17 protein-coding genes are annotated in these 20,098 nt (G+C 69.6%); 3 read left to right on the top strand and 14 right to left on the bottom strand.

Going from position 1 to position 20,098, the window contains the following annotated elements; all coding sequences use genetic code 11:
- Window positions 1–244 precede the first annotated feature (244 nt).
- Window positions 245–1,471 (top strand): IS110 family RNA-guided transposase, encoded by a 1,227-nt coding sequence (locus tag GFH49_RS34925; RefSeq protein WP_155053965.1) that lies wholly within the window; start codon window positions 245–247, stop codon window positions 1,469–1,471.
- 193 nt (window positions 1,472–1,664) lie between these two features.
- Here the strand turns inward: GFH49_RS34925 and GFH49_RS34920 are convergent, their stop codons facing one another.
- Window positions 1,665–1,946 carry a type II toxin-antitoxin system RelE family toxin gene (locus tag GFH49_RS34920; RefSeq protein WP_155060071.1) on the bottom strand — a complete coding sequence of 94 codons (282 nt, stop codon included), beginning with the start codon at window positions 1,944–1,946 and terminating at the stop codon, window positions 1,665–1,667.
- A gap of 4 nt (window positions 1,947–1,950) precedes the next feature.
- Window positions 1,951–2,232: a type II toxin-antitoxin system Phd/YefM family antitoxin gene (locus GFH49_RS34915; RefSeq protein ID WP_230396670.1), complete on the bottom strand. Its 282-nt coding sequence runs from the start codon at window positions 2,230–2,232 to the stop codon at window positions 1,951–1,953.
- 352 nt (window positions 2,233–2,584) lie between these two features.
- Between GFH49_RS34915 and GFH49_RS34910 the strand changes: the two genes are divergently transcribed.
- Window positions 2,585–2,953 (top strand): Lrp/AsnC family transcriptional regulator, encoded by a 369-nt coding sequence (locus GFH49_RS34910; protein ID WP_155060070.1) that lies wholly within the window; start codon window positions 2,585–2,587, stop codon window positions 2,951–2,953.
- Here the strand turns inward: GFH49_RS34910 and GFH49_RS34905 are convergent.
- From GFH49_RS34905 to GFH49_RS34850, 12 genes are all read right to left on the bottom strand, one after another.
- Window positions 2,934–3,407, bottom strand: coding sequence for a Pycsar system effector family protein (locus tag GFH49_RS34905; RefSeq protein WP_230396671.1), 474 nt, complete (start codon window positions 3,405–3,407; stop codon window positions 2,934–2,936). The genes GFH49_RS34910 and GFH49_RS34905 overlap by 20 nt on opposite strands.
- A 170-nt stretch (window positions 3,408–3,577) precedes the next feature.
- Window positions 3,578–4,549, bottom strand: a complete 972-nt coding sequence (locus GFH49_RS34900) for a hypothetical protein (protein WP_230396669.1) — start codon at window positions 4,547–4,549, stop codon at window positions 3,578–3,580.
- Window positions 4,539–6,749 (bottom strand): hypothetical protein, encoded by a 2,211-nt coding sequence (locus tag GFH49_RS34895; RefSeq protein ID WP_230396668.1) that lies wholly within the window; start codon window positions 6,747–6,749, stop codon window positions 4,539–4,541. The genes GFH49_RS34900 and GFH49_RS34895 overlap by 11 nt, the downstream gene beginning before the upstream one ends.
- Window positions 6,746–7,687 (bottom strand): hypothetical protein, encoded by a 942-nt coding sequence (locus GFH49_RS34890; RefSeq protein ID WP_155060068.1) that lies wholly within the window; start codon window positions 7,685–7,687, stop codon window positions 6,746–6,748. Before GFH49_RS34890 ends, GFH49_RS34895 begins: the two co-directional genes overlap by 4 nt.
- A gap of 134 nt (window positions 7,688–7,821) precedes the next feature.
- Window positions 7,822–8,433 carry a Crp/Fnr family transcriptional regulator gene (locus GFH49_RS34885; protein ID WP_230396667.1) on the bottom strand — a complete coding sequence of 204 codons (612 nt, stop codon included), beginning with the start codon at window positions 8,431–8,433 and terminating at the stop codon, window positions 7,822–7,824.
- A gap of 1,045 nt (window positions 8,434–9,478) precedes the next feature.
- The gene (locus GFH49_RS34880; protein ID WP_155060067.1) at window positions 9,479–11,680 is read right to left on the bottom strand and encodes a bifunctional serine/threonine-protein kinase/ABC transporter substrate-binding protein; all 2,202 of its coding nucleotides are present in this window, start codon (window positions 11,678–11,680) and stop codon (window positions 9,479–9,481) included.
- Window positions 11,681–11,713: 33 nt separating this feature from the next.
- Window positions 11,714–13,852 (bottom strand): bifunctional serine/threonine-protein kinase/ABC transporter substrate-binding protein, encoded by a 2,139-nt coding sequence (locus tag GFH49_RS34875; RefSeq protein ID WP_155060066.1) that lies wholly within the window; start codon window positions 13,850–13,852, stop codon window positions 11,714–11,716.
- A complete protein-coding gene (locus tag GFH49_RS34870; RefSeq protein ID WP_155060065.1) occupies window positions 13,852–14,511 on the bottom strand; it encodes a hypothetical protein in 660 nt (219 codons plus the stop codon). Before GFH49_RS34870 ends, GFH49_RS34875 begins: the two co-directional genes overlap by 1 nt.
- Before the next feature lie 575 nt (window positions 14,512–15,086).
- A complete protein-coding gene (locus tag GFH49_RS41690) occupies window positions 15,087–15,302 on the bottom strand; it encodes a hypothetical protein (RefSeq protein WP_230396666.1) in 216 nt (71 codons plus the stop codon).
- A gap of 67 nt (window positions 15,303–15,369) precedes the next feature.
- A complete protein-coding gene (locus tag GFH49_RS34860; protein WP_408055985.1) occupies window positions 15,370–16,914 on the bottom strand; it encodes a fused MFS/spermidine synthase in 1,545 nt (514 codons plus the stop codon).
- 274 nt (window positions 16,915–17,188) lie between these two features.
- Window positions 17,189–18,115 carry an SDR family NAD(P)-dependent oxidoreductase gene (locus GFH49_RS34855; protein ID WP_196218227.1) on the bottom strand — a complete coding sequence of 309 codons (927 nt, stop codon included), beginning with the start codon at window positions 18,113–18,115 and terminating at the stop codon, window positions 17,189–17,191.
- 136 nt (window positions 18,116–18,251) lie between these two features.
- On the bottom strand, window positions 18,252–18,833 hold the full coding sequence (locus GFH49_RS34850; protein WP_155060063.1) for a TetR/AcrR family transcriptional regulator: 582 nt from the start codon (window positions 18,831–18,833) through the stop codon (window positions 18,252–18,254).
- A gap of 210 nt (window positions 18,834–19,043) precedes the next feature.
- On the opposite strand from GFH49_RS34850, the gene GFH49_RS34845 reads away from it, so the two are divergent.
- Window positions 19,044–19,745, top strand: coding sequence for a siderophore-interacting protein (locus GFH49_RS34845; RefSeq protein ID WP_155060062.1), 702 nt, complete (start codon window positions 19,044–19,046; stop codon window positions 19,743–19,745).
- Window positions 19,746–20,098: the final 353 nt, after the last annotated feature.

The following is a 20,098-nucleotide window of genomic DNA, read 5'->3' as shown; positions in this document are numbered from 1 at the left end:
GCCTAATGGGAGCTGCCGGGTCGGAGAGACTCGGTGCCGTAGCCGCCAGCAGGTGAGCACTTATGTCGCCGGAACCACTGTGAGTTCTGTGGTCAGACCGTGCCCCTGCTGGTTGGCCGGAAGGCCATGACCGCTGATGGGGTGGCGTGCCCGCCGAGCTGAGCGTGAGCACTGGATCCATTAGGCCGCGTGCCGTGTCTTCCGCGGGCTGCATGACCGGGAAGTACCTGACCTGGAGGATGAGTTGCTGCTGATCGGCGACGACTGGGCCGAGGACCACCACGATGTCGAAGTCCAGGACACCACCGGCCGCCGCCTCGCGACCGCAAGGTTGCCCGAGGGCGCGGACGGTATCACCAAGCTCCACGAGCTTGTGGCGAAGCATGCGGGTGAGGACCTCGTCCCCTGCGACGTGATCGTCGGGATCGAGACGGACCGCGGCACCTGGGTGCAGGCCCTGCTTGCGGCCGGCTACCGGGTCTACGCGATCAACCCTCGGCAGGTCGCCCGGTTCAAGGAGCGGTACAGCACCTCCGGCGCCAAGAGCGACAGAGGCGACGCCCACGCGCTGGCCGACATGGTCCGCATCGACCGCGACCAGCTGCGGCCCATCGCCGGCGACAGCGACCAGGCCCAGGCCGTCAAGGTCGTCGCCCGCGCCCACCAGACCCTGATCTGGGAACGCACCCGCACCTTCCAACGACTGCGCAACACGCTGCGCGAGTACTTCCCCGCAGCCCTGAACGCCTACGCGAGCCTGGAGCTGACCAGCACCGACGCGCTGGAACTGCTCATCAAGGCGCCCACCCCCCAGGCGGCGGCCAGGCTCACCCGCATCCAGATCACCGCCATCTTGGCCCGCGCCCGACGCCACAACCGGGACCAGAAGGCCGGGGCCATCCAGGCCGCCTTGCGCGAGAAGCACCTGGAACTGCCCGAGCCGGTGGCCGCCGCCTACGGGGCCACCACGACCGCCCATGCTCGTCTCCTGATCGCCCTCAACGAACAGATAGCCGCGATGGAAGAGCAGGTGAAGGCGCATTTTCTCGCGCACCCGGACGCTGAGATCTACCTCTCCATGCCCGGCATCGGAGAGATCACCGGCGCCCGGGTGCTCGCCGAGTTCGGGGACGATCCCACCCGTTACAGCTCCGCCAAGGCCCGCAAGAACTACGCCGGAACCAGCCCCGTTACCCGGGCCTCCGGCAAGAGCCACACCGTCCAGGCCCGCTACGTGCGCAACAACCGGCTCGCCGACGCGCTTCAGCGCCAGGCGTTCTCCGCCCTGCGGGCCTCACCCGGCGCCCGCCGGTACTACGACAAGCAGCGAGCCCGCGAGGCCGGCTACAACTCTGCCCTCCGCCAGGTCGGCAACAGGCTCGTCGGCATCCTCCACGGATGCCTCAAGACCCGCACCCTCTACGACGAAGCAACCGCCTGGTCGCACCACGCACAACCCCATACCGCTTGACACCAAACGACATGGGGTGTCTGACCAGGCGAAACGAAGAGCCGAGCCGCGATTGCGGCTCGGCTCTTCGGTGTGCGTCGGTTGCAGTTTTGGTTACGTTTACAGGCGACATTCGGGGCATCTCGGCAAACAGGCAGGCGCAGGCTCCCGTAACTCCCGGCGGGCAGTCGACACCAATCTGCGCAGCGGGGGCCTACGGAACTTGGTGGTAGAAGTCGCGACGGTTGCCTACGGCCAGGACCCACACGATCAACTGACCGTCCTCAACGGTGTAGACGACGCGGTAGTCGCCGACCCTGAGCCGCCAGCGGGCACTGTGCCCTTGTAGGGCCTTGATGTCGAACGCCGTGGTGTCCCCCGCGTCCATCGCCTTCTGGAGTTCGGTGAGGCGGTACAGGATGCGCAGGGCGTCCGGGCGCGGGACCTTGAGCATGTCTCGTTGAGCGTGCGACGTGAAGCGCGTGACGTACCCCATGAGGTCAGCCCTGATGAGCGCGCAGCAAGGCGGCCATCTCTTCGAGCGAGACCGACCCCTCGATACCCTCGGACTCAGCTTCGTCGGCCAGTCGGTTGAGCCACGCCTCCTCGGCGTTCTCCGCGATCTCACGCAGGCGCTGGTACTCCTGGATGTCGATCACGACGGCTTCCTGCCTGCCGCGCCGAGTGATGATCGTCGGGGTTTCCTCCCGACGAGCACGATCGATGACGTCGGCGAGGTGGCTGCGGACATCGGCCATGGATTCGATCACTGGATCACTCATGTCACAAATGTAGCAGATGTACATGAGAACCTCGCGAGCAGGCCCGTGCCCGCCCCGGCGTCGGGGATGCCGCGACGGCATCGATCTCCGCGACAGTCCCATCCGGGAGCGGGCAGGCGATCGCCGGATCACCTCCAGCGCGCCTGGCGAGGCCGGAATACACGCCGTGTCGGAGGCATCGCCCAGGGTACGACCGTCCGCACACGCAACACCCATCTGAGCGCCCCGGCCGACGGTCGCCCCTCACGCGTTCGAGCCCATGGCCTCCGCCCGAGCGGAGACCGCGAGGGTGCCGTACATCGACACGAGGGATGATGGGGCCCGGCCCCTCGCCTCGAACGGACGGACATGGTTGGCCAAGGACCTGGACGCGGTGGACCGGAAGATCGTCAGTCCGGACTCCGCCCAGGGGCGGATCAGTCACGAGGAGATCGCCCGGCGCGTGCGCGTGTCACGGCCGACAGCCGCTCGCACTAGGGATCGTCCCGGGCCCTCGCCGTCGACGTTCGGGCAGCACCGGCTGGAACTGATCACGACGGATGGGCAAAGCTCTGCCCAGCAGGGCAAATGCAAGGCCCCGACTGATCACGGCCTGGAGGCTTCGTCGTGCTTCGGCCGCAGATTTGTCGGAACGGTGCAGGTCTCGGACCGGCTGGGGTTGGACATGATCGTCCAACCAGTCGGTCTCTTCGTGCTCTCCCTCATGCCGGCCGTAGAGTGACGGCGAACTGCGGAAGTGCGACAAGCAGCAGAACGGTTCCCGTTTCGATCCAGCGGTATTTGGTGCGAATGATCTCGCTGGTCCTCACCAGGGAGGACAGCAATGGGCCGGTGGGATTGTGCCCAACCCGTTCGAAGGCGCGGCTCAGCCGCTCGCCGCCCAGTTCCGGCGTGAGGTGCTCGAAGTAACCGGGAGCGACCGTGCCCTGGCGCCGCCCTCCGCGGCGGCGCGGGGCGATGGCGCACACGAAGCAGACGATGGCCAGCAGTGCACTGATGACGGCGGTCCACCACAGTACGTGCATTTTCCAGGCGTTGGGCGCCTGTCCGGCGTCGGCGCTCCTGGTCACCGTGATGAAGACGCCGAGGACCGCTCCCGTGAAGCCCAGGAGCACGGCGGCCTTGGTATCCGCACGCGTGAGCTCCACGCCGTTGGCAGCCATGAAGCGCTCCATCGCCGCCACGGTCTCCGGGCTTGGTCCAGGCGGAGAACAGGCTGCAGGATGACGGCGGCGCAGTGTCCTGTGCAGCACCCGATGACGAGGGGCGGGAGACGGGCGCGGGGGCCTGGCAGCGACGCTTCGTAGCGCTCCCCGCACCGGGCCCCTGCCACCGACTGCCCGCGTCACAACGGCTGCCCTTTCACCGTGCCTCCCGCCCAGCTGTCGGCGCGGGAGCGGGCCCTCTCTCCGTCCACCCCTGAGCGCTCCTGCCCAGGTACCTGCCGCCCCAGGACGACGAGCCGGTCACGCAGCATTTCGGAGAGTTCCTGCCGTTCCTGAGTCGTCAGCTTGCCCAGCAGGCCGGCCACCTCGTCCTGCCAGTTGGACTCCCCCCGGATCAGGCTGGAGTGGTTCACTGTCCAGTCGAGTACCTGGCTGACCTGATCAGGGTGCCTGATCAGCCAGAGCGCCGCGAGCGACACCGGACCGTCCTGCACAGCCTGTTTGCAGAACACGTACTCCTCGCGACTCGTGTCCGACCAGGAATAGGGCAGGCCGGCGTCACCAGGCTCGCCCAGTCGCAGTTCGCCGTCGCCTTCCCGTGCGGAGATGTCCACGCCTCGGTAGGTCAGGCCGCAGTCCGCCAACTCGTGCGGTACGACCAGGTGCTGCATCATCTCGGATGCGCCGACTCCGTGTCCGTCGGCGGCGTACTCCTCCTTGAGGCGACGCAGACGCCGGTCGAGGGCCTTGCGCACCGCGAGCCAGCCGTGAATGGTACGCGACCGCACGACCTGGACCGGATCGTGTACCCACCACAGCACTTCAACGTCCACCGACTCGGTGCCGTAGTGAGTCGGCAGTGCAACGGCCCTTGTCCCCGAGTGTTCATCGAGACGGACGTAGAACGCGCTGTCGTACCCGCGCAGCCTCGTCCTCGTGCGGAAAACGGCCGCCTTCTTCGGTGCCTCGCCCGTATCGAGGGCCGCGCCGTGAGATGTGGCGTGCCGGGCCCTCACCAGGTGATAGCCCCCGCCCAGGTCCCGCAGCACCAGAGCACGGTCCAACCGACCGGACCAACGCTGCCACAGGATCTCCCGCCAAGGGGCGTGCGAAGCACGGGTATAGGCAGGCTCGTTGCTCTCAGTGGTCATCGTGTCCTCCGTGTGGTGATGCGGGGCTGAACTGCCGCGGCTCGCCCTTCCGCCAGGCGTCCAGCGCATGGCGTGCGATGTGTCGTCCGGCAAGTACGGGGGTGTCGGCCCGGTCGATCTCGACGAACAGGCGCAGCTCGCCGTGCCGCATGTCCTGAGCGAGTGCGGTGAGCAACGTCTCCACGGCCGTACTCTGCTGGTCGTCCCGGTAGGCCGTGCGGCACCAGCCGAGCAGAGTGCCGCGGGTGGCATCGAACAATGCGTCGTCGTTCAGTGTCCGGTGGACGAGGTCGATGATCTTCTCGGTGAACTCGCCTACGGAGAGTAGCTGTTCCTGGAACCAGGAGGGCTCCCGCAGCAGATGCGGAAAGGCCCAGAGCGACAGCTCCGCGTCTGGTCCCCCGCGATCGGCCCAGTCGGCGATGTGGTGGAAGATCGTCGGCTGGCTGCCCGCCGCGAAGAGCTCGCTCAGAGCGAGGCGAATGGCCCTGGCGACGGTGTACTCGTCACCGTCGAGCCCGCGGTACGCACGCCGCAGCAGCCGCATCGCCAGATCCGGCCGGGACACACCGAAGCCCGTACCGCAGGCGTACGCCACCGTGGCACGCCGCCGCCAGCCGGCACTCGTGCTCCAGTCGGTGAGGCGGTGCTTGACCTCGCCCGCCAGAATCGGATCCTTTGCCGCCATGCTCAGTGCGTACGTGGCGATCGCACGGCTGGTCCCGCGATCGGAGCCGGCCAGCCTGCTGATATGGCTGAGCGCCCGGCGGCCGCCGCCCCAGCCGGCGGCCATGCCCATGACCCGGCCCACGGGCTCGGCCAACTCGTACTCGTTTCCCGGAACTTTGTCCATCCACTCCGTCAGCAGCCCGGACAACTGACCGTACTGCCGCCACACGTGCCGCAGCACGGCCTCCGCCTGCCCGTGCCGGGTGAGCCGCACGGGTTCCACCGCGTAGGTGTAGCCGGAGGCGGTCCGGATCTCCTTGGGCGCGCACTGCGCGCGCACCATCCGCAGCAGGTCGTCGAGCGATCGCCGGAAGACGAACTTCGGGTTGGGCCGCGGGCCGTCCTGGCGACGTGCTGGACCGTGGCTGCCCTCTGCATCCCCACTCTCCGGCAGTACGGAGTCCAGGCGCCCGTCCGCCAGCACGAGGAGCCGTTCCGCCTCCTCCAGGACAATACGGTGGTCCAGCCCCTCGAAGACGCAGGCCGCCAAGAGGAAGGCGAGTCCGTCAGGGTCGTCGCGGAGCTTCTTGATCAGGTCCGGTACCTCTCCCTCTGCGAGGAAGCTCAGTCGGTCACGAAGGTCGGTGAAGCCCGGCCCCTCGTCGCCCGAACCGCTCATCGCGGCGACCAGCTCGGCGACCTGAGCAGGGACCAACTGGGGAGTCAGCAACTCGTCCAGCATGCCCGGCTCCAGCCGCGTAAGCCGCCGGTCACGCTCCGCGGGACTCGGTACGGCAGACTCGAAGAGAGCGTCGAAAACGGCGCGGGGGTGCGGGGGTTCGCACTGCACAGGGGAGACATGGAGGTCGCGCGACAGGCTGCGTGCAAGCTCTGGTTCGTCGGTCAGCACGATCACCATACGGGCGTGAGCGTCGCTCAACAGGCGGCGCAGGTTGGCGATCACCGCAGGGCCGAGGGGATGCTTGGGCAGCAGCCCGTACACGAGATACCCCCGCGCCCCGGTCTGGGTGGGACGCCAGGAAGACAGGTCCACGTCGCTGTCGACCGCTCGCAGGTCCATGCTGCCGCCGGTATGACGGCACAACAGGTTCAACGCCGCCGTTCGGCGTCCGGTACCAGGGTCTCCCATGAGGAACAGTACCCCGGTGTCGAGTTCCCTCATCGCGGCGGGGAACCAGTCGGGTTCCGCGAATCCCGCCTGGGCCTGCAGGATCTCCAGGGCGGAGATGGGGCCCTGGTGTGCCTCCACTCGCCGACCGGCGTGACTGGCCGCGCCGCTGACGTTCTCCACGTGCTGATCGCCCTGCACGGAACCGGCGTTGAGGTTCGCATACGGGGCGTGGATGTAGTAACGGGATGCCCCGTTGCCGGAAAGGCCGGCGAAGTGGTCGAAGCCCTCGTCGTCGGGATCGTCCTCTTCCCGCTGCACCGCCGGGCCCTTGGGCTCATCCGGGAGTTGGGACTCACCGTCAGCCTTTTCCGCATCGGGCGAGTGCTCCTCGGCACTCACCGGCGACCCTCGTTCTTGTCGCCCTGGACTGTGTCCCCCTGGTTGCCGTGGACCGAGCCCGCCTTGTTGCCGCCGACGTGGTCGCCGCCGACGTCCATGTTGCTGACACTCTGGCCGCCGTGCACGGTTCCGGTATTCACGTTCCCCTTGTCAGCCCTGATCGTCACCGACCGGTACGCCGCCTCGCGCCCGGCCGTTCGCCGGTCATCGCCGTCGTCTCCGCGCCGGGCCTCCTGGTCCTCGACCACCCGGTCGCCCAGGATGCGGCGGTCGTAGAGGTTGCCCGAGGGAGCGGGAACGTACAGCCAGGCCCGCTGATCGAATCGCTTGCCCTCCACGGTCGCGGGCACCTCGATGAAGTGGTCGGGGTGCCGCCCTGTGTAGCCACTCACCACCGCGTCCTGGTAGCAACGGTCGGAGAGGATGGCGGCGACCTGGGTGATGTTCTCGTTGGAGGCGGCCAGGATGGCCTTGACCGGGCGGGAGTCGAGCAGCCGGTGGGTGTCGTTGCGCGGTGTGCCGTTGCCGCCGAACTCATCTCCCGAATCCTGCAGCGGCCCGATGTGGAGGCTGACCCGGAGCCGGATACGCACCGCCCCCGTGGAGTGCACGGTGAACTCGGTGAGCACGTCCTGGAGGGTGTGGAGCCAGGGGTGGATCGCATACGGCATCCACGCCGGATCGAAGCCGAAGACGTACCCGTCGCCCGTGGACGCGGGGAACCTCTGGTCGTTCCAGACGTCCGCGATGCCGGCGCGTTCGAACGCCTGCTGGAGTAATTGCGGGATGGCCCGGCTGATCGCTCCGTGCTCGATGGACGGATAGCCGGTGAAGTCCTTGGCGTCGACGGCCACGATCCCTCGGTAGGGAGGGAGGTCGCGGCTCCGGGTGTAGGGCATGGCACTGGCTTCGGGCAGGGGCTGGCGGAACTGGGGCATCGGGACTCCTTGGCTTTCCCTTAGGGCTTTGGGTATCCGAGCTTCGCGGGGATACGTGTCGCGGTGTGCTCGCTCAGTGCAGAGGAGCAGTGACGGGCGTCACGGTGCGTGGGGTCGCCGTCGGGGGGTGGGCCTCAGCTGTAGAGCCCCGCAGTCGCTTGCCGCAGAGCGGGCAGGTCGTCGATGAAGATGCGCTTCCGTCCGGTATGAACGTGGAGGGGCTCAAGTTCAGAGAGGCATGCGGTGACCGTGTTACGCGACACCCGTAGGTGTTGCGCAAGTTCGTCCCGAGTCAGGGCAAGCTCCAGACGCCGCCCCGGCCGGATCGCGGAATGCCCTGAGATATCGGCCAGGTTCACCAAGGATGCCGCCAGGCGCACGACGGCATCACCGCCGCCGCGGGCGCGGTCCGACTCCCTCAGCCTGCCGAGGGCGTAACGCACCAGCACGGGAAACAGGTCATGGTCCGTGACGAACCGCAGGAATTCCGTCTTGCTCAGCACGTTGACTGAGCAGTGGGAGATCGCCTGGACGCTTGCCGAACGTACTTCGTCGTCCAACACCGCGACCTCGCCCAGCAGTTCGCCGGGACCGCGAAACGCCAGCAGCGTGAGGTCTCCGCTCCGCTCTCGCCGGATCACCTTGGTCACCCCGCTGCGTAGCGCGAGCACATGAGTGCCGGGCTCACCCTGCCGCAGCAATGTGGCACCGACTGGGTGTCGACGCTCGAATGACTGCTCCAGCATGTCTGTCCAGACAGCGTCACCCACAAGGCTACGCAACGTCCGACCTGATGGATCCGGCGCTCCCCCTACGCGATCACTCATGCGATGACCCTAGAAGAGAGCGGCTCCATCTGCCCAGAAGGTACGGGGCCGATCCATCCGCCCCTGGCATGCCATTGGCGAGGCGCCGGATGGTTGCAGTTCTGGTTGCATTCACCCGCGCACAGCACCGTTCAGAAGCCTTCCCGGCCGCCGCTCCACCGCAGGTCAGGACGCTCCCGTGCATCCCCGGACCCCCAGACGAACAGTTGGAAAGCATGTTGGGGGCAACCCCTCACGAGTTCGAGCTCTGGTGTGCCCTGGCCTCAGTTTTGGTCTCATTCATTTCCAACGTTCAATGCATTTCAGGCATGTGGCGAACGCGCCCTCGGTCGGTGATCAGCGGTTATGCATCGAGTGCGCCCCGGCCCCGGCCGGAGTCCCGGCCGCTGGTCTGGTCGATCTGCATGATCCGGGTCGGGCGCGTGATGTGCCGGAGTCGCTGCGCCGCAGGCTGGATGGCGGCGAGGCGGCGGTGGAGAGGATGCGCCGTGAGCGCAAGGTGGCTTTGCCGCCGGAGAACAGGTGTGAACCGTCTTCAACGGGACGTACGGAAACGCGAGGGCGTGCCGCAAACGGGTCGAGCGGCTCATGCGCGAAACCGGCCTCGCCGGTATCAGCAGCCGCGAGGTCGCCCCCGCCCGGCTCGTCCACCACGCCGATCACGGCTGCCGATACATGCCCATCAGGCTCACAACGCGCCTGGTCAAGGCCGGAATTCAGGCGTCCATGGGGAACCCGGGCCGACGCATTCGTGCTCGCGGGCCGTCCGACTCCGGTCGGCATGCCGGATGTCAGTTGTCCCCGTGAAGCGCATTCCTTCACCGGCCCCGCCTGAAAGCGCGGAGAGACGGGCAACCCACTCGTGTCGGCCGTGCCGATCGCGCGCGGCGTCCTGGCCGGGCTGCTGATGGAGCCTGCCCATGTCATCAGGGCATCCGCCGGCAGCCACGAGGAGTTCGGCCTGTCAGCTCTTACTCGCGGGCACCTGGTCGTGCCGCCCCAGGAAACGGAAGGCGCCGTCGGTGACCTGGTACAGGAAGTTCATGTTCACCATTTCCAGGAAGTGGGTGGCGCCGTCGACGAACCGGATCCGCTTGGCCGCCCCGTCATGGGTGGTGCGGAAGATGCGTTCGGCGACCTCGCCGGGTTCGATCCCAGCCCCCGCGCCAAGCGCCTCCACGGTGCGTGCGAGCAGACCGACGGCGTCGTACGCCTCGGCGGCCCAGCGGCCGGGGGGCTCGCCGTAGCGTTTGCGGTGGGCGTCGGTGAACGCCTTGGCGGCCTTGGTGTCGGCCGAGGCGGGATCGGTGTACGGGGCTTCGAACAACCAGCCCTCGGCTGCATCGCCCGCCTCCTTCAGAAAGGCCGGGCGCATCACGGGCTCGAATCCCATGCACGGCCCCGTGAAGCCCGCCGCGGTCAGCGCGCGGGCGCAGAGCGCGGCCCGGCTCGGTGAGGTGCCCGTGTAGACGACCGCCTGCGCCCGTGCGGCCAGAGCGGCGTCGACGGCGGGGCGGAAGTCGTTCTCGTCCGCCGCCACGGAGTGGACGGTGGTGGTTCCCTCGTCGGGCGGGAGCTCGCTCAGGTCACTGGCGAGTTTCCAGGACGTGTCTCCGGCCGCGCGGTCCTCGATGACGGCGGTCCGGCGTGCGGGGCGTACTCGGGACAGATAGTCGAGTACCGGCATTTTCTGGGATGTCTCGGAGACCACGGTCGAGCAGACCGTCGGCAGATCGGAGTCGGGCAGTCCCACGGTCTCGGGCGCCAACGACACGAGTACGAGCGGCATCGACGCGTCCGTATACAGGGGTGCCGCGGCGCGCGCGGCTGTCGCGGTCGTGGGGCCGATCGCCGCCAGGACCGCCGGGTTCGCGGTGATGCGGCGGGCCGTTTCCTGCGCCCTGGCTGTCTCGCCCCCGTAGTCGAAGGTCTTCAGGACGAGCTTGAACGTCGCGTCGGCACGGGCGTTGTGGGCGGTGACGGCGAGCCGGGCCCCGCGCTCCTGCGCTGTCCCCAGGGTTTTCTGCGGTCCTGTCAGGTCGAGTTGGAGGCCGATGGTGTGGGTCGGCAGGGTGCGCGGTGGGCTGCCGGCCGTGCTGTCCTCGCGAGTGAGCAGGACGGCGGCGGCGGTGCCGGAGGTGGCGAGTACCGCGGCGGCCGAACCGACGACGGCGAGGAGGCGGCGGCGTGAGGGCGGGTGTGCCGTGTCCGTGCCGGATCGTTCCGGCGGTGTGGTGGCGGCCGGGCGGGGCGGCGGGTCGAGTGCGCGGGCGGACCGCTCGGCCACCATGCGCAGCACCCCGGGTGGCAGCCAGTCGCCCCGGCCGGTGGGGTCGGCAGGTGCGTCGGAGGCCGCCTCCAGCCGTTGGCGGAGGCCGGCCGCCGTGGGTCTGTGCCCGGGGTCCTTGGCCAGGCAGTCGGTGACCGCCGCGCACACCGGCGGCGGCAGGAGCCGGTCGAGGCCGGCGAGGTCGGGTTCCTCATGGACGGTGCGGTAGAGAACGGCGGCGGCATCGCCGGTACCGAACGGACGTCGTCCGGTGGCCGCGTAGGCCAGCACACAGCCGAGCGAGAACACGTCGCTCGCCGGGCCCACCTCGCCCCCGCCCGTCCGGGCCTGCTCCGGGGAGAGGAAGCCGGGCGTGCCGATGACCGCGTCGGTGGCGGTCAGCGCCGTCGCGCCGCCGTCCTGCGCGATACCGAAGTCGATCAGCCGGGGCCCGTCGAGGGCGAGCAGGATGTTGCCGGGCTTGATGTCCCGGTGCACCAGCCCCGCCGCATGCACCTCCGCCAGTGCCCGCGCCAGCAGGCGGCCGAGTGTGGTGACGGTGTGCGCGGGCAGCGGCCCGTGGCCGTCCACCGCCTCGGCCAGCGACGGGCCGGGCACGAAGGTGCTCGCCAGCCACGGCTCGCGCGCCTCGGCGTCCGCGGCCGTCACCGGCACCACCCAGCGGCCGGTGAGCCCGGTCGCCAGCCGTACCTCGCGCCGGAACCGGGCCCGGAAGGCGGGATCGGCGGCATGCTCGGCGCGAATCATCTTCAGTGCCACCAGGGCCCCGGCCTCCGTACGGGCCAGGTAGACCACGCCCATGCCGCCCGCGCCCAGCCGGGCCAGCAGCCGGTGCCCGCCCAGGGCCTCGGGGTCCTCCGCCCGCAGCGACCTCACGCCCGTCCCCTTCGTCTTCGTCCTCGGAAGCTCTCAGAAGTCCATGGAGCGGACGTAGGCGAACCGGCCGCCGTCCACTCGGTACTGGTGGAACCGCGGCGTTGTGAGCCGTATGTTCTCGTTGAACGCGTAGGTGGCGACCAGCCCCTTGAACTCGCTCTTCTTGATGGCCTCGGTGACCTGCGCACGACTGGGGCGTCGGCTGCTCTGCTCGGCGAGTGCGGTGAGCCGGTCGATGAGCAGGCGTGCGACGTCGTACGCCTCGGCCCCCCAGAAGGCCGGAGCGCCGCCGTACCGCTTGCTGTGGGCGGCCGCGAAGTCCCGCACGGGTTCCGCCTCCGGAGCGATGTGCGAGGCCATGACCTGCCAGCCCTCGGCCGCGCTGCCCGCCGCGGAGAGGAACGACGCCGTGGCCAGGGTGGGTTCGAGGAACCGCGGACCGTCGAAGCCGCGCCCGGCCAGGGCCCGGGCGACAGCCGCGGCGCGCTCCGGGGTGCCCATGTAGTACAGGCCGTCGATGCCGTGGCCGAGCATGTCGGCGACCACGGGAGACAGGTCGGACGCGATGGCCGGGACGACCCGTGTGTACAGGTCCATCCGCTGCCTCTCCGCCGCGCGGGGGACGAGGGAGGCGGACTCCAGAGCGACGCCCCCGCCCGCGCGGTCGGCCAGCAGACCTGGGTGGCGGGAACCCGACTCAGCGAGCGTGGTGACCGTGCGGCCGGCGGTGTAGTCCGTTGTCGGCGTGGCATGGAAGTAGACCCGTGAGTAGTTCAGCAGGACCTCCAGCTCCGCGTACGGTGAGATTTCGGAGACGGTCAGCAGCGGCATCCCGAGGCGCTCGTAGATCTCCAAGGAGGCCAGGACGGACGTGTATCCGGTGGGGCCGAGGACGGCGAGTACCTCCTTGTCACGCGTCAGGCTCCGGGCCGCCTGCTGCGCCCGTGCGGTCTCGCCCCGGTCGTCCACCACCTTGAGCGTCAGCGTGAACGGCTTGTCCTTGCGGGCGTTGAACCGTTCCACGGCCAGCCGGGCGGCCCGTTCCTGTGCCCGTCCCGCCTCCTTCTGCGGGCCGCTCAGATCCGCCTGGAGGCCGATGACTCGGCGGGGACCCGTGGATTGTGCCGCCGGAGTCTCCTCGACGTCCCGCAGCGCCGCCCACAGCGCCGCGCCGCCGCCCGCCGCGAACACGGCCGCACCGCCCGCGGCCAGGGCCAGGATCCGCCGGCGGCCCGGTACCCGGGGCGGGGCCTCGCCCGGGACCTCGGTGGGCTCGATACCGGGCAGGGCGAGGAGCTCGGCCGACCGGTCCGCGACCATCCGCACCACGGCGTCCGGCAGCCAGTCGAGGGAACTCTCCGGGGCGTCCTCCACCAGCTCCGCGTCCATCTCCGCTGCCGTGGGCCGGCGTTCGGGCTCCTTGTCCAGGCAGCGCTCCAGCAGCGCCCGCAGTCCGTCGTCCTCGACACCGTCCAGTTCCGGTGCGTCGTGGACCGTGCGGTACAGCAGCGCGTCCACGGCGCCGGTGCCGAACGGCGGCCGTCCGGTGGCGGCGTACGCCAGGACGCAGCCCAGGGAGAACAGATCGCTTTCCGGGCTCACCCGCCGGGCCCGCGCCTGCTCGGGGGAGAGGAACCCGGGCGTGCCCACCACCATGTTGTCCGTGGTCAGCTCCGTCGCCTCGGCGGCCGTGGGCCGCGCGATGCCGAAGTCGATCAGCCGGGGCCCGTCGAGGGCGAGCAGGATGTTGCCGGGCTTGACGTCGCGGTGCACCAGGCCCGCGTCGTGCACCGCGGACAGGGCCTGAGCCAGCATCTTGCCCAGCACCCGCACCGCGCGTACCGGCAGCGGCCCGCATGCCGCGACCGCCTCGGCCAGCGACGGCCCCGGCACGAACGCCGTCGCCAGCCACGGCGCCTCGGCCTCCGCGTCGGCGCCCAGCACCGGCACCACCCAGGAACTGTCGACCCGGCCGGCGCTGGCCGCCTCACGGCGGAACCGGGCCCGGAACTCGGGCTGTTCGGCGAACTCGGGCTGGATCACCTTCACCGCCGCCAGTTCCCCGGCCCCGGTGCGGGCCAGGTAGACCACGCCCATGCCGCCCGCGCCCAGCCGCCCCAGCAGCCGGTGCCCGCCCAGCCGCGACGGATCGGACGGAACCAGCCGCTCCATCACGCACCACCCTTTGTGCCCGGCACGGACGTGCTCGGCGAGACCTTCGCCTCCGGTGAGCCGGAGAACGTCCCGTCATCCCACCCGATCTCCCTCTCCACCCGCGTCGTCACCTTGGCATGCGCCTCGCCGACCGGTTGGGACACGTCCGCATCGGTGTGCCCCCGTCCCCCGCACCCGGACACGGAGACCACCACCGGCCCGAGCATCACCTGATGCCAGTAGTACGGATACGGGCCACCCCGCGTGTCACTTCGGCAGCTGCCGGTCTCGCCCACCGCGTCGTCGTAGTCGTGGTTGTTGCCCTCGCCGAAGACGCTTCCCCACGAATTCAGCTCCGTCAGGCGCTCGCCCGGCCGCAGCAACTGCTCCTTGCAGCTGAGGGCCTCCTCCAGCATCCGGGCCTGCTCCCAGGCCGCGTCCAGGGGCGTCCGGTGCACGGTGACCGTGGCCGACAGCCGTATCGCCCCCTTGCCGCCCGCCGCGGGCAACTCGAAGTACCGGGTCAGGGAGGCCAGTACGTCCTTCGGCAGCTCCTGCTGCTGCCACGCGCAGTTTTCGCCCAGCACCGCCCAGCGGCCGGGGTCGCCCTCGTACGGCGTCGCCCGTACCACCCTCGGCCCGAACAGCTCCGGACCGGCAATCACCGTCCGGATCAACTCCCGCGCCTGCTCCTCGGTCTTCGGCTGCTTCCCCGCATCGAAGCTCGGTGTCGACCGTGCACCCGTCCCTCCGGCCGCTCCGGCCCCGCCCTCTGCCCCCGCGTCCGTATCGGCGCTCCGGCCGGCCTTCGGCCTCGCCGCCCCGGTCGTGTCTGTGCCACCGCCTCCGCCGTCAGCGCCGCCGGTGCACCCGAGCAGTGAGATCCCGCATACCGCGAGGACCCCGCAGACGCGCAGTGCTCTCGCACACACCACGATTTCCCCCTTCCCCCCTCTGCTCCTGCCCCTGCCCCTGCCCCTGCCCCTGTCCCTGTCCCCTGATCTCTCCTGAGTTCTTTCCCTTCCCTTGCCGCGTCTTGCGCTACGGAGCCGACGGACACAGCGCTGACGGCTGACGCATGCCTGTACCGATGCAACTGGCACGCCAGGCGGTTCCGCGTGTCCGCATCCGGCGCTCACGCCGCCGACAGCTCTCCCAGTCGGCCGGATACTACCTCCGGACTTCTCAACTCCCGCCATTTACAAGCACGTTAAAGCTCCCGGGCAAAGATGGAAGGCTGGCTGGACCGGGCTCAGGCGGTCACCCACAGCAGATCGGTGCGCCGATGGCGGCGCACCGAACGAGACTCCGGCTGGCATAGCGGCTCCGCCAAGGGTCCCCGCTTGCGGGCTTCGGCGATCAGGGCGACGACGGGGTCGTGATCACTGACGAACTTCGACGGGCCCTCGCAGTCGAGAACGAGGGTGCCTGCGTGGCTCAGTCTGCGGCGGGCCACTGCCCCGGGCACGCTCTTCGCCGTGCCGGGCAACGGCGATGGGGGTACGGGGCCGAGCAGCGCGGGAGGGCATGTGCTGTCACTGGGCGGTCGGTTGGCTGTAGGGCTGGAGGAGCTGGTCGACGGGTGCGTAATCGTCGGTGAGCACTTGGGCGTCGCCGATCCAGGAGGTGAGGTCGTCGCCGCTGGCGATCTTCCAATCGGTTTTTCGGGTGTCCAGCGATTCCTGGGTCGCGCGTAGGTCGACTGGTCGGTCGGAGGCGAGGACCACGACGTTGCCGCCCTCGGAGGCGGCGGTGGGGTCGAGGCCGATATCGGCGGGTTCGCCGACGAGGGCGACATGCTCGAAGGTCTCGCGCAGGGTGGCTACTTCGGCACGTGCGAAGGCCATGGAACCGTGATCGATGAGGTTGGCGACGTAGACGCCGTCCTCGTTGAGCACCCGCCGTACATCAGTCATCGCTTCCGCCGTGGTCAGGTGCCACGGCACGCTGACGCCCCCGAAGGCGTCGCCCACGACGAGGTCACGGCTGTCGGTGTCCAGTCGCCGCAGGCCGAGCCTGCCGTCCTCGACGCGTACGTCGATACCGTTTCCCGGTCTCAGACCGAGTTGGTCGCGGTTGACGCGTACGACCCCGCTGTCGATCTCGGAGACAAGGCTGCGCGTCCCGGGCCGCGTGGCCGCGAGGTACCGGGGAAAGGTGAGCCCGCCGCCGCCGAGGTGCTGGGCGGCAAGTGGCTCATCTTCGGGAAAGGCGGCATCGACGACCGACGCGATGGCGCGCACATACCCGAACTTCAGGTAGGTCGGGTCGTCGAGGTCGACGTAGGAGTGCCGCAAGCCGTCCAGGACGAGTGTGCGGCCGCTGCTTCGGTCGGGGTCTGCGACGACGCGTACGCAGTGGTACTGGGTCTCCGTGTCGCAGCCACCGGGCGCGACCGTGGTGGCGAGGCCGCCGGCAACGACCACGAGGGTGAGGGCAGGTGTGCCGCTCCACCCGCGTGTGCGCCACTCAACCAGTGCCGAGCCGACCACCAGCAGTGTTCCGAGGCCGATCAGGATGCCGCTGACCGGCAACCGCGATATGAGGAAGAAGCCGGTGAGGACGGTGCCGAAGATGGCGCCCACGGTGCCCACGCCGGACAGTCGGCCGACAACCGTTCCGGTCTCGGCGAGGCTGGTGAGGCGCAACTTGGTCACGATCGGCGTCACCGCCGAGAGCAGCGCGCCCGGGACGAGGATGGTCAGCGACGCGATCAACAAGAGCAACCCCGACGCCCACTCCCCGGTGGTGCGCAGCACGGCAGGGGTGAGTGCCACGACCGCTCCCGACACCCCGAGCGAGGGGCCCAGGAGCCGACGGGGATTGACCTGGTCGGCGATGCGCCCACCCATCCAGGAGCCGAGGGCGATCGCGGTGAGGGCGATGCCGATCACCATCGTGCTGGTCTCAAGGGTGAGGCCGAGGTAGGGCGCCAGCAGCCGCAAAGCGACGATCTCGACCACCAGGACCGCAGCCGAGGAGCCGAATACAAGCGCGGCAGCCGCACGGGGACCCAGGCCGTAGGTGCGAGGCGTGTCCTCGGCGACCGGCGAGGAAGACGTTCCGGTCACAGGCCACATCCTTGCATGCGACTCATCCGCAGACAGGAGTTCATCCACAGACAGTAGTTGAGAGGACGGTAGTTGAGAGCAGGAGGCGGCCTGGACGCTGCCGGTCTCCAGAGCGCCACTACGGCCTCTGCTTGCGGCTCAGAGGGCCGGACCAGGAAAGTGGTCCGGCCCTCTGGCGTTTACCCGCCGTCAGTTCGGCGCTCGCGAGCCCCGTGACGTGGCAGGAGGGGGGTCTTGGGGTCTTCCCCTACGTCGTCCTGTCGTGGTGGTTCCCGCGGAGCGTTCAGGTGCGCGAGAGGCCGACCATCTCGGCGCTCTGCTCCCAGAGGCCGTCGCGGACGTCGTCGTTCAGGGCGAGTTCCGAGGGGTCGGGGTAGGTGATGTCGCCCTTGACCAAGGAGACGTAGGTACGGCCCGCCGGGGGCGTGACGGCTCCGGTGGCGAGTTCGGCGAGTACCTGGCCCGCACGCTCGGGCCTGCCCATGGCGTAGGCGGGCTTGAACCGGCCGACCACGGAGAAGACCGGGAAGACCACGGCGCCCATGACCCGCCGGGCCCCCGGGCTCGCATCGCCGAGGTTGGTGCCGCCGGTGAAGCCCGGGTTGTACCCCAGCACCGTGATCCCGCGCTGATTCAGCTCAGGCGTGTCGGCGAGAGAGCGGGCGGTGAGCAGGTTGCAGAGCTTCGAGGCGGCGTAGGCGCGCATGCCGGCCCCGAGTCCGGACTTGGGTGGGTCGGCGAGAGCCTGCGGGTCGAGGCTCTTGGGCCCCAGGGGTGTGATCGCCGGATCGTGGGTGTCGCTGGTGGTGAGGATCAGCCGCGCCTTGTCGGCGAGATGGGGCGCGAGCAGGCGTGCCAGCAGGTAGTGGGCGAGGTGGTTGACGCCGAAGGTGGTCTCGAATCCGTCGGCCGTCCGACCGTCCAGGTTCCTGGACTGGGTGCCGGCGTTGAGGACCAACGCGTCGATCGCCCTCCCTTCGAGCCGTCGTGTCACGGCATCGGCGAACTCCCGGACGCTGGCGAGGGAGTTGAGGTCCAGCGGGAGGGTTTCGACGCCGGCGGGTACGGCGCGTCCGGAGCCGCGGGCTCCCACGAGGACCTGCGTGTCGGGCTCACGGGCGATCTGCTCAAGCGCGGCGGCGCCGATGCCGGAGGTGGCGCCGGTCATGACGACCACGCGAGGGCTGTTGGACGAGGAGTTGTGGGACATGTCACGCCTTTCGTCTGTAGTTGTCGTTTGCCGGTCGCGCGCAGCGGCCGGTGCGAGGCGTGTCCGAGAGGTCAGCCGAAGAGGTCAGCCGAAGAGGTCGGCCGCAGAGGTCGGCCGCAGAGGTCGGCCGCAGAGGTCAGCCGAAGAGGGCGGCTGCGCCGTCGAAGGCCGCCAGGTAGTGGCCGACGAGGGTGATGCTCGGGTCGGCGACGTACGCCTCCAGTGCGACGTCGAAGAGCGACAGCATCACCGTGGCGGCGGCCCGCGCTCTGAGCGGGTCGAAGTCCGGGCCTTCGCGCTCCAGTAGCGCGTCGGCGATGAACGTGGCGAAGGTGGAGAACTTCTCCTGCATCGCTTTGTGGAGCCGGGCGTCCGACGCGATCAGCCGCCGGACCCGTTCCGCGTCCTCGGCCGAGGCGCCCTTGCTGTCCAGCAGTGCCGCGATAACCGCCTTGACGTCGTCGGAAAGCCGGCCGGTGGGCCCGCCGGCCCGGAACTCGGTCAGCCTCGACGGGTCAGGGGCCGGCGGGGCTCCGAGGACAGCGTCCAGCTTCCCCTCCACGTAGTTGAACAAGGTCCGCCGCGAGACGCCGGCGCACTCGGCGACGTCATCCATCGTGAACCCGTCGATGCCGCGCTCCTCGGTGAGGGTCTGCGCACATCGCGTGATCCGGGCAGCGGTCCGCTTCCGGTTCAGAGAGATTGCACTTTCCGTCATGAGTGCAACTGTTGCACGCTATGGTCGACAGTGCAAGTTGCACGCTATGCTTGATAGTGCAATTCGAGGGTGCTTGAGAACGTGCCGGCGGCGCGGGCTGAGCTCTGTGGGTCCGCACCCGCCGGGACAGGACGCACCCCACCGGCAGCGCGCCCGCAAGGTCGCGTGACGTTGTCCACCGATATGCCGATACGTCGAGAAGGGTTTGTGATGGGACGCAGCGATTGGGTACTGGAGCGGCTGCTGGTGCGGGGAACCGCCACCGCCGTCGAGAGCGTCGGCGGCCGATGGCGGCGCGTCCGGCTGGAAGGGCCCGGCGGGCTCGACTGGCAGCCGGGCCATCACGTGCGGGTGCAGGTGGGGGAGCTGTCCTTGCGGGCGCCCCGCGACCTGCTGCGTACGTACACGGTGTGGGACTACGAGGGCGACGCGCTGGAACTCCGGGTGTTCGAGCACGGTGAGGGCCCGGGCGCGCGGTGGGCCAGGGAAGTCGAGCCGGGCGCCCCGGTGATGTTCAAGGCGCCTGAAGGCAGGTTCACCATACGGGAGGGGGCGGCAGGCCACCTGTTCGTCGGCGAGGAGACGGCGTCGGTGGCGTTCGGCGCGATGATGCGTGCCCTGGACGGGCGGGGCCGGGCCGTGGTGGAGGCCGGCGATCCCGCCGACCGGCTTCCGATCGAAGGCGACGTGGAGTGGGTCGACCGCGGCGCGGCCTCCGCCTTCGCCTCGGAACGGCTGGTGGAGGCCGTCGCGTCTCAGGAGGGGCTGGTACCAGGAACCGTGGCCTACATCGCCGGTGAGGCGAAGACCTGCCAAGCCGTCAAGCGCCACCTGCTGCAGGACCGGGGCTGGCCGCGCCGCGACATCGTGGTCAAACCTTTCTGGACCCCGGGGCGCCGCGGAATGGACTGACTCCCACAGGGCGGTGGTCCCCCGACGGCTTCTTCTTCCTGACGCGGCGCTGAATCCGGTTCACGACGCGGCGCTGAATCCGGCCGACATCGGCGAGATGCCCCGCCTGTCACCGGCGGTCGCGTTCGACGCCACGCTGATCGCGGGAGGGCTTCCGCTGCTCTGTGAGGACTCCCCCGGTCTGCGAGGGCGGCTCCCCTTGGTCTGTGAGAGGGCTCCCCCTGGTCTGTGAGAGGGCTCCCCCTGGTCCGTGCCGAGTGGCGGCGGCCCTAAGCGGACGCCCGGGATTTCCTCCGCGACTCGCCGGGCAACCCGGTCTGCTCGGCCGGACCAGGCACCGGTCAGCCGGGTCG

Source organism: Streptomyces blattellae (assembly GCF_009709555.1).
Lineage (GTDB): Bacteria > Actinomycetota > Actinomycetes > Streptomycetales > Streptomycetaceae > Streptomyces > Streptomyces blattellae.
This window is presented reverse-complemented; position numbering and strand designations above follow the sequence as displayed.

Excerpts from the sequence above, each read along its gene's own strand:
- GFH49_RS34920 (WP_155060071.1), bottom strand. The coding sequence starts at position 1,946 with ATGGGGTACGTCACGCGCTTCACGTCGCACGCTCAACGAGACATGCTC.
- GFH49_RS34915 (WP_230396670.1), bottom strand. The coding sequence starts at position 2,232 with ATGAGTGATCCAGTGATCGAATCCATGGCCGATGTCCGCAGCCACCTC.
- GFH49_RS34905 (WP_230396671.1), bottom strand. The coding sequence starts at position 3,407 with ATGGAGCGCTTCATGGCTGCCAACGGCGTGGAGCTCACGCGTGCGGAT.
- GFH49_RS34900 (WP_230396669.1), bottom strand. The coding sequence starts at position 4,549 with ATGACCACTGAGAGCAACGAGCCTGCCTATACCCGTGCTTCGCACGCC.
- GFH49_RS34890 (WP_155060068.1), bottom strand. The coding sequence starts at position 7,687 with ATGCCCCAGTTCCGCCAGCCCCTGCCCGAAGCCAGTGCCATGCCCTAC.
- GFH49_RS34885 (WP_230396667.1), bottom strand. The coding sequence starts at position 8,433 with ATGCTGGAGCAGTCATTCGAGCGTCGACACCCAGTCGGTGCCACATTG.
- GFH49_RS34875 (WP_155060066.1), bottom strand. The coding sequence starts at position 13,852 with ATGGAGCGGCTGGTTCCGTCCGATCCGTCGCGGCTGGGCGGGCACCGG.
- GFH49_RS34860 (WP_408055985.1), bottom strand. The coding sequence starts at position 16,914 with ATGTGGCCTGTGACCGGAACGTCTTCCTCGCCGGTCGCCGAGGACACG.
- GFH49_RS34855 (WP_196218227.1), bottom strand. The coding sequence starts at position 18,115 with ATGTCCCACAACTCCTCGTCCAACAGCCCTCGCGTGGTCGTCATGACC.
- GFH49_RS34850 (WP_155060063.1), bottom strand. The coding sequence starts at position 18,833 with ATGACGGAAAGTGCAATCTCTCTGAACCGGAAGCGGACCGCTGCCCGG.
- GFH49_RS34845 (WP_155060062.1), top strand. The coding sequence starts at position 19,044 with ATGGGACGCAGCGATTGGGTACTGGAGCGGCTGCTGGTGCGGGGAACC.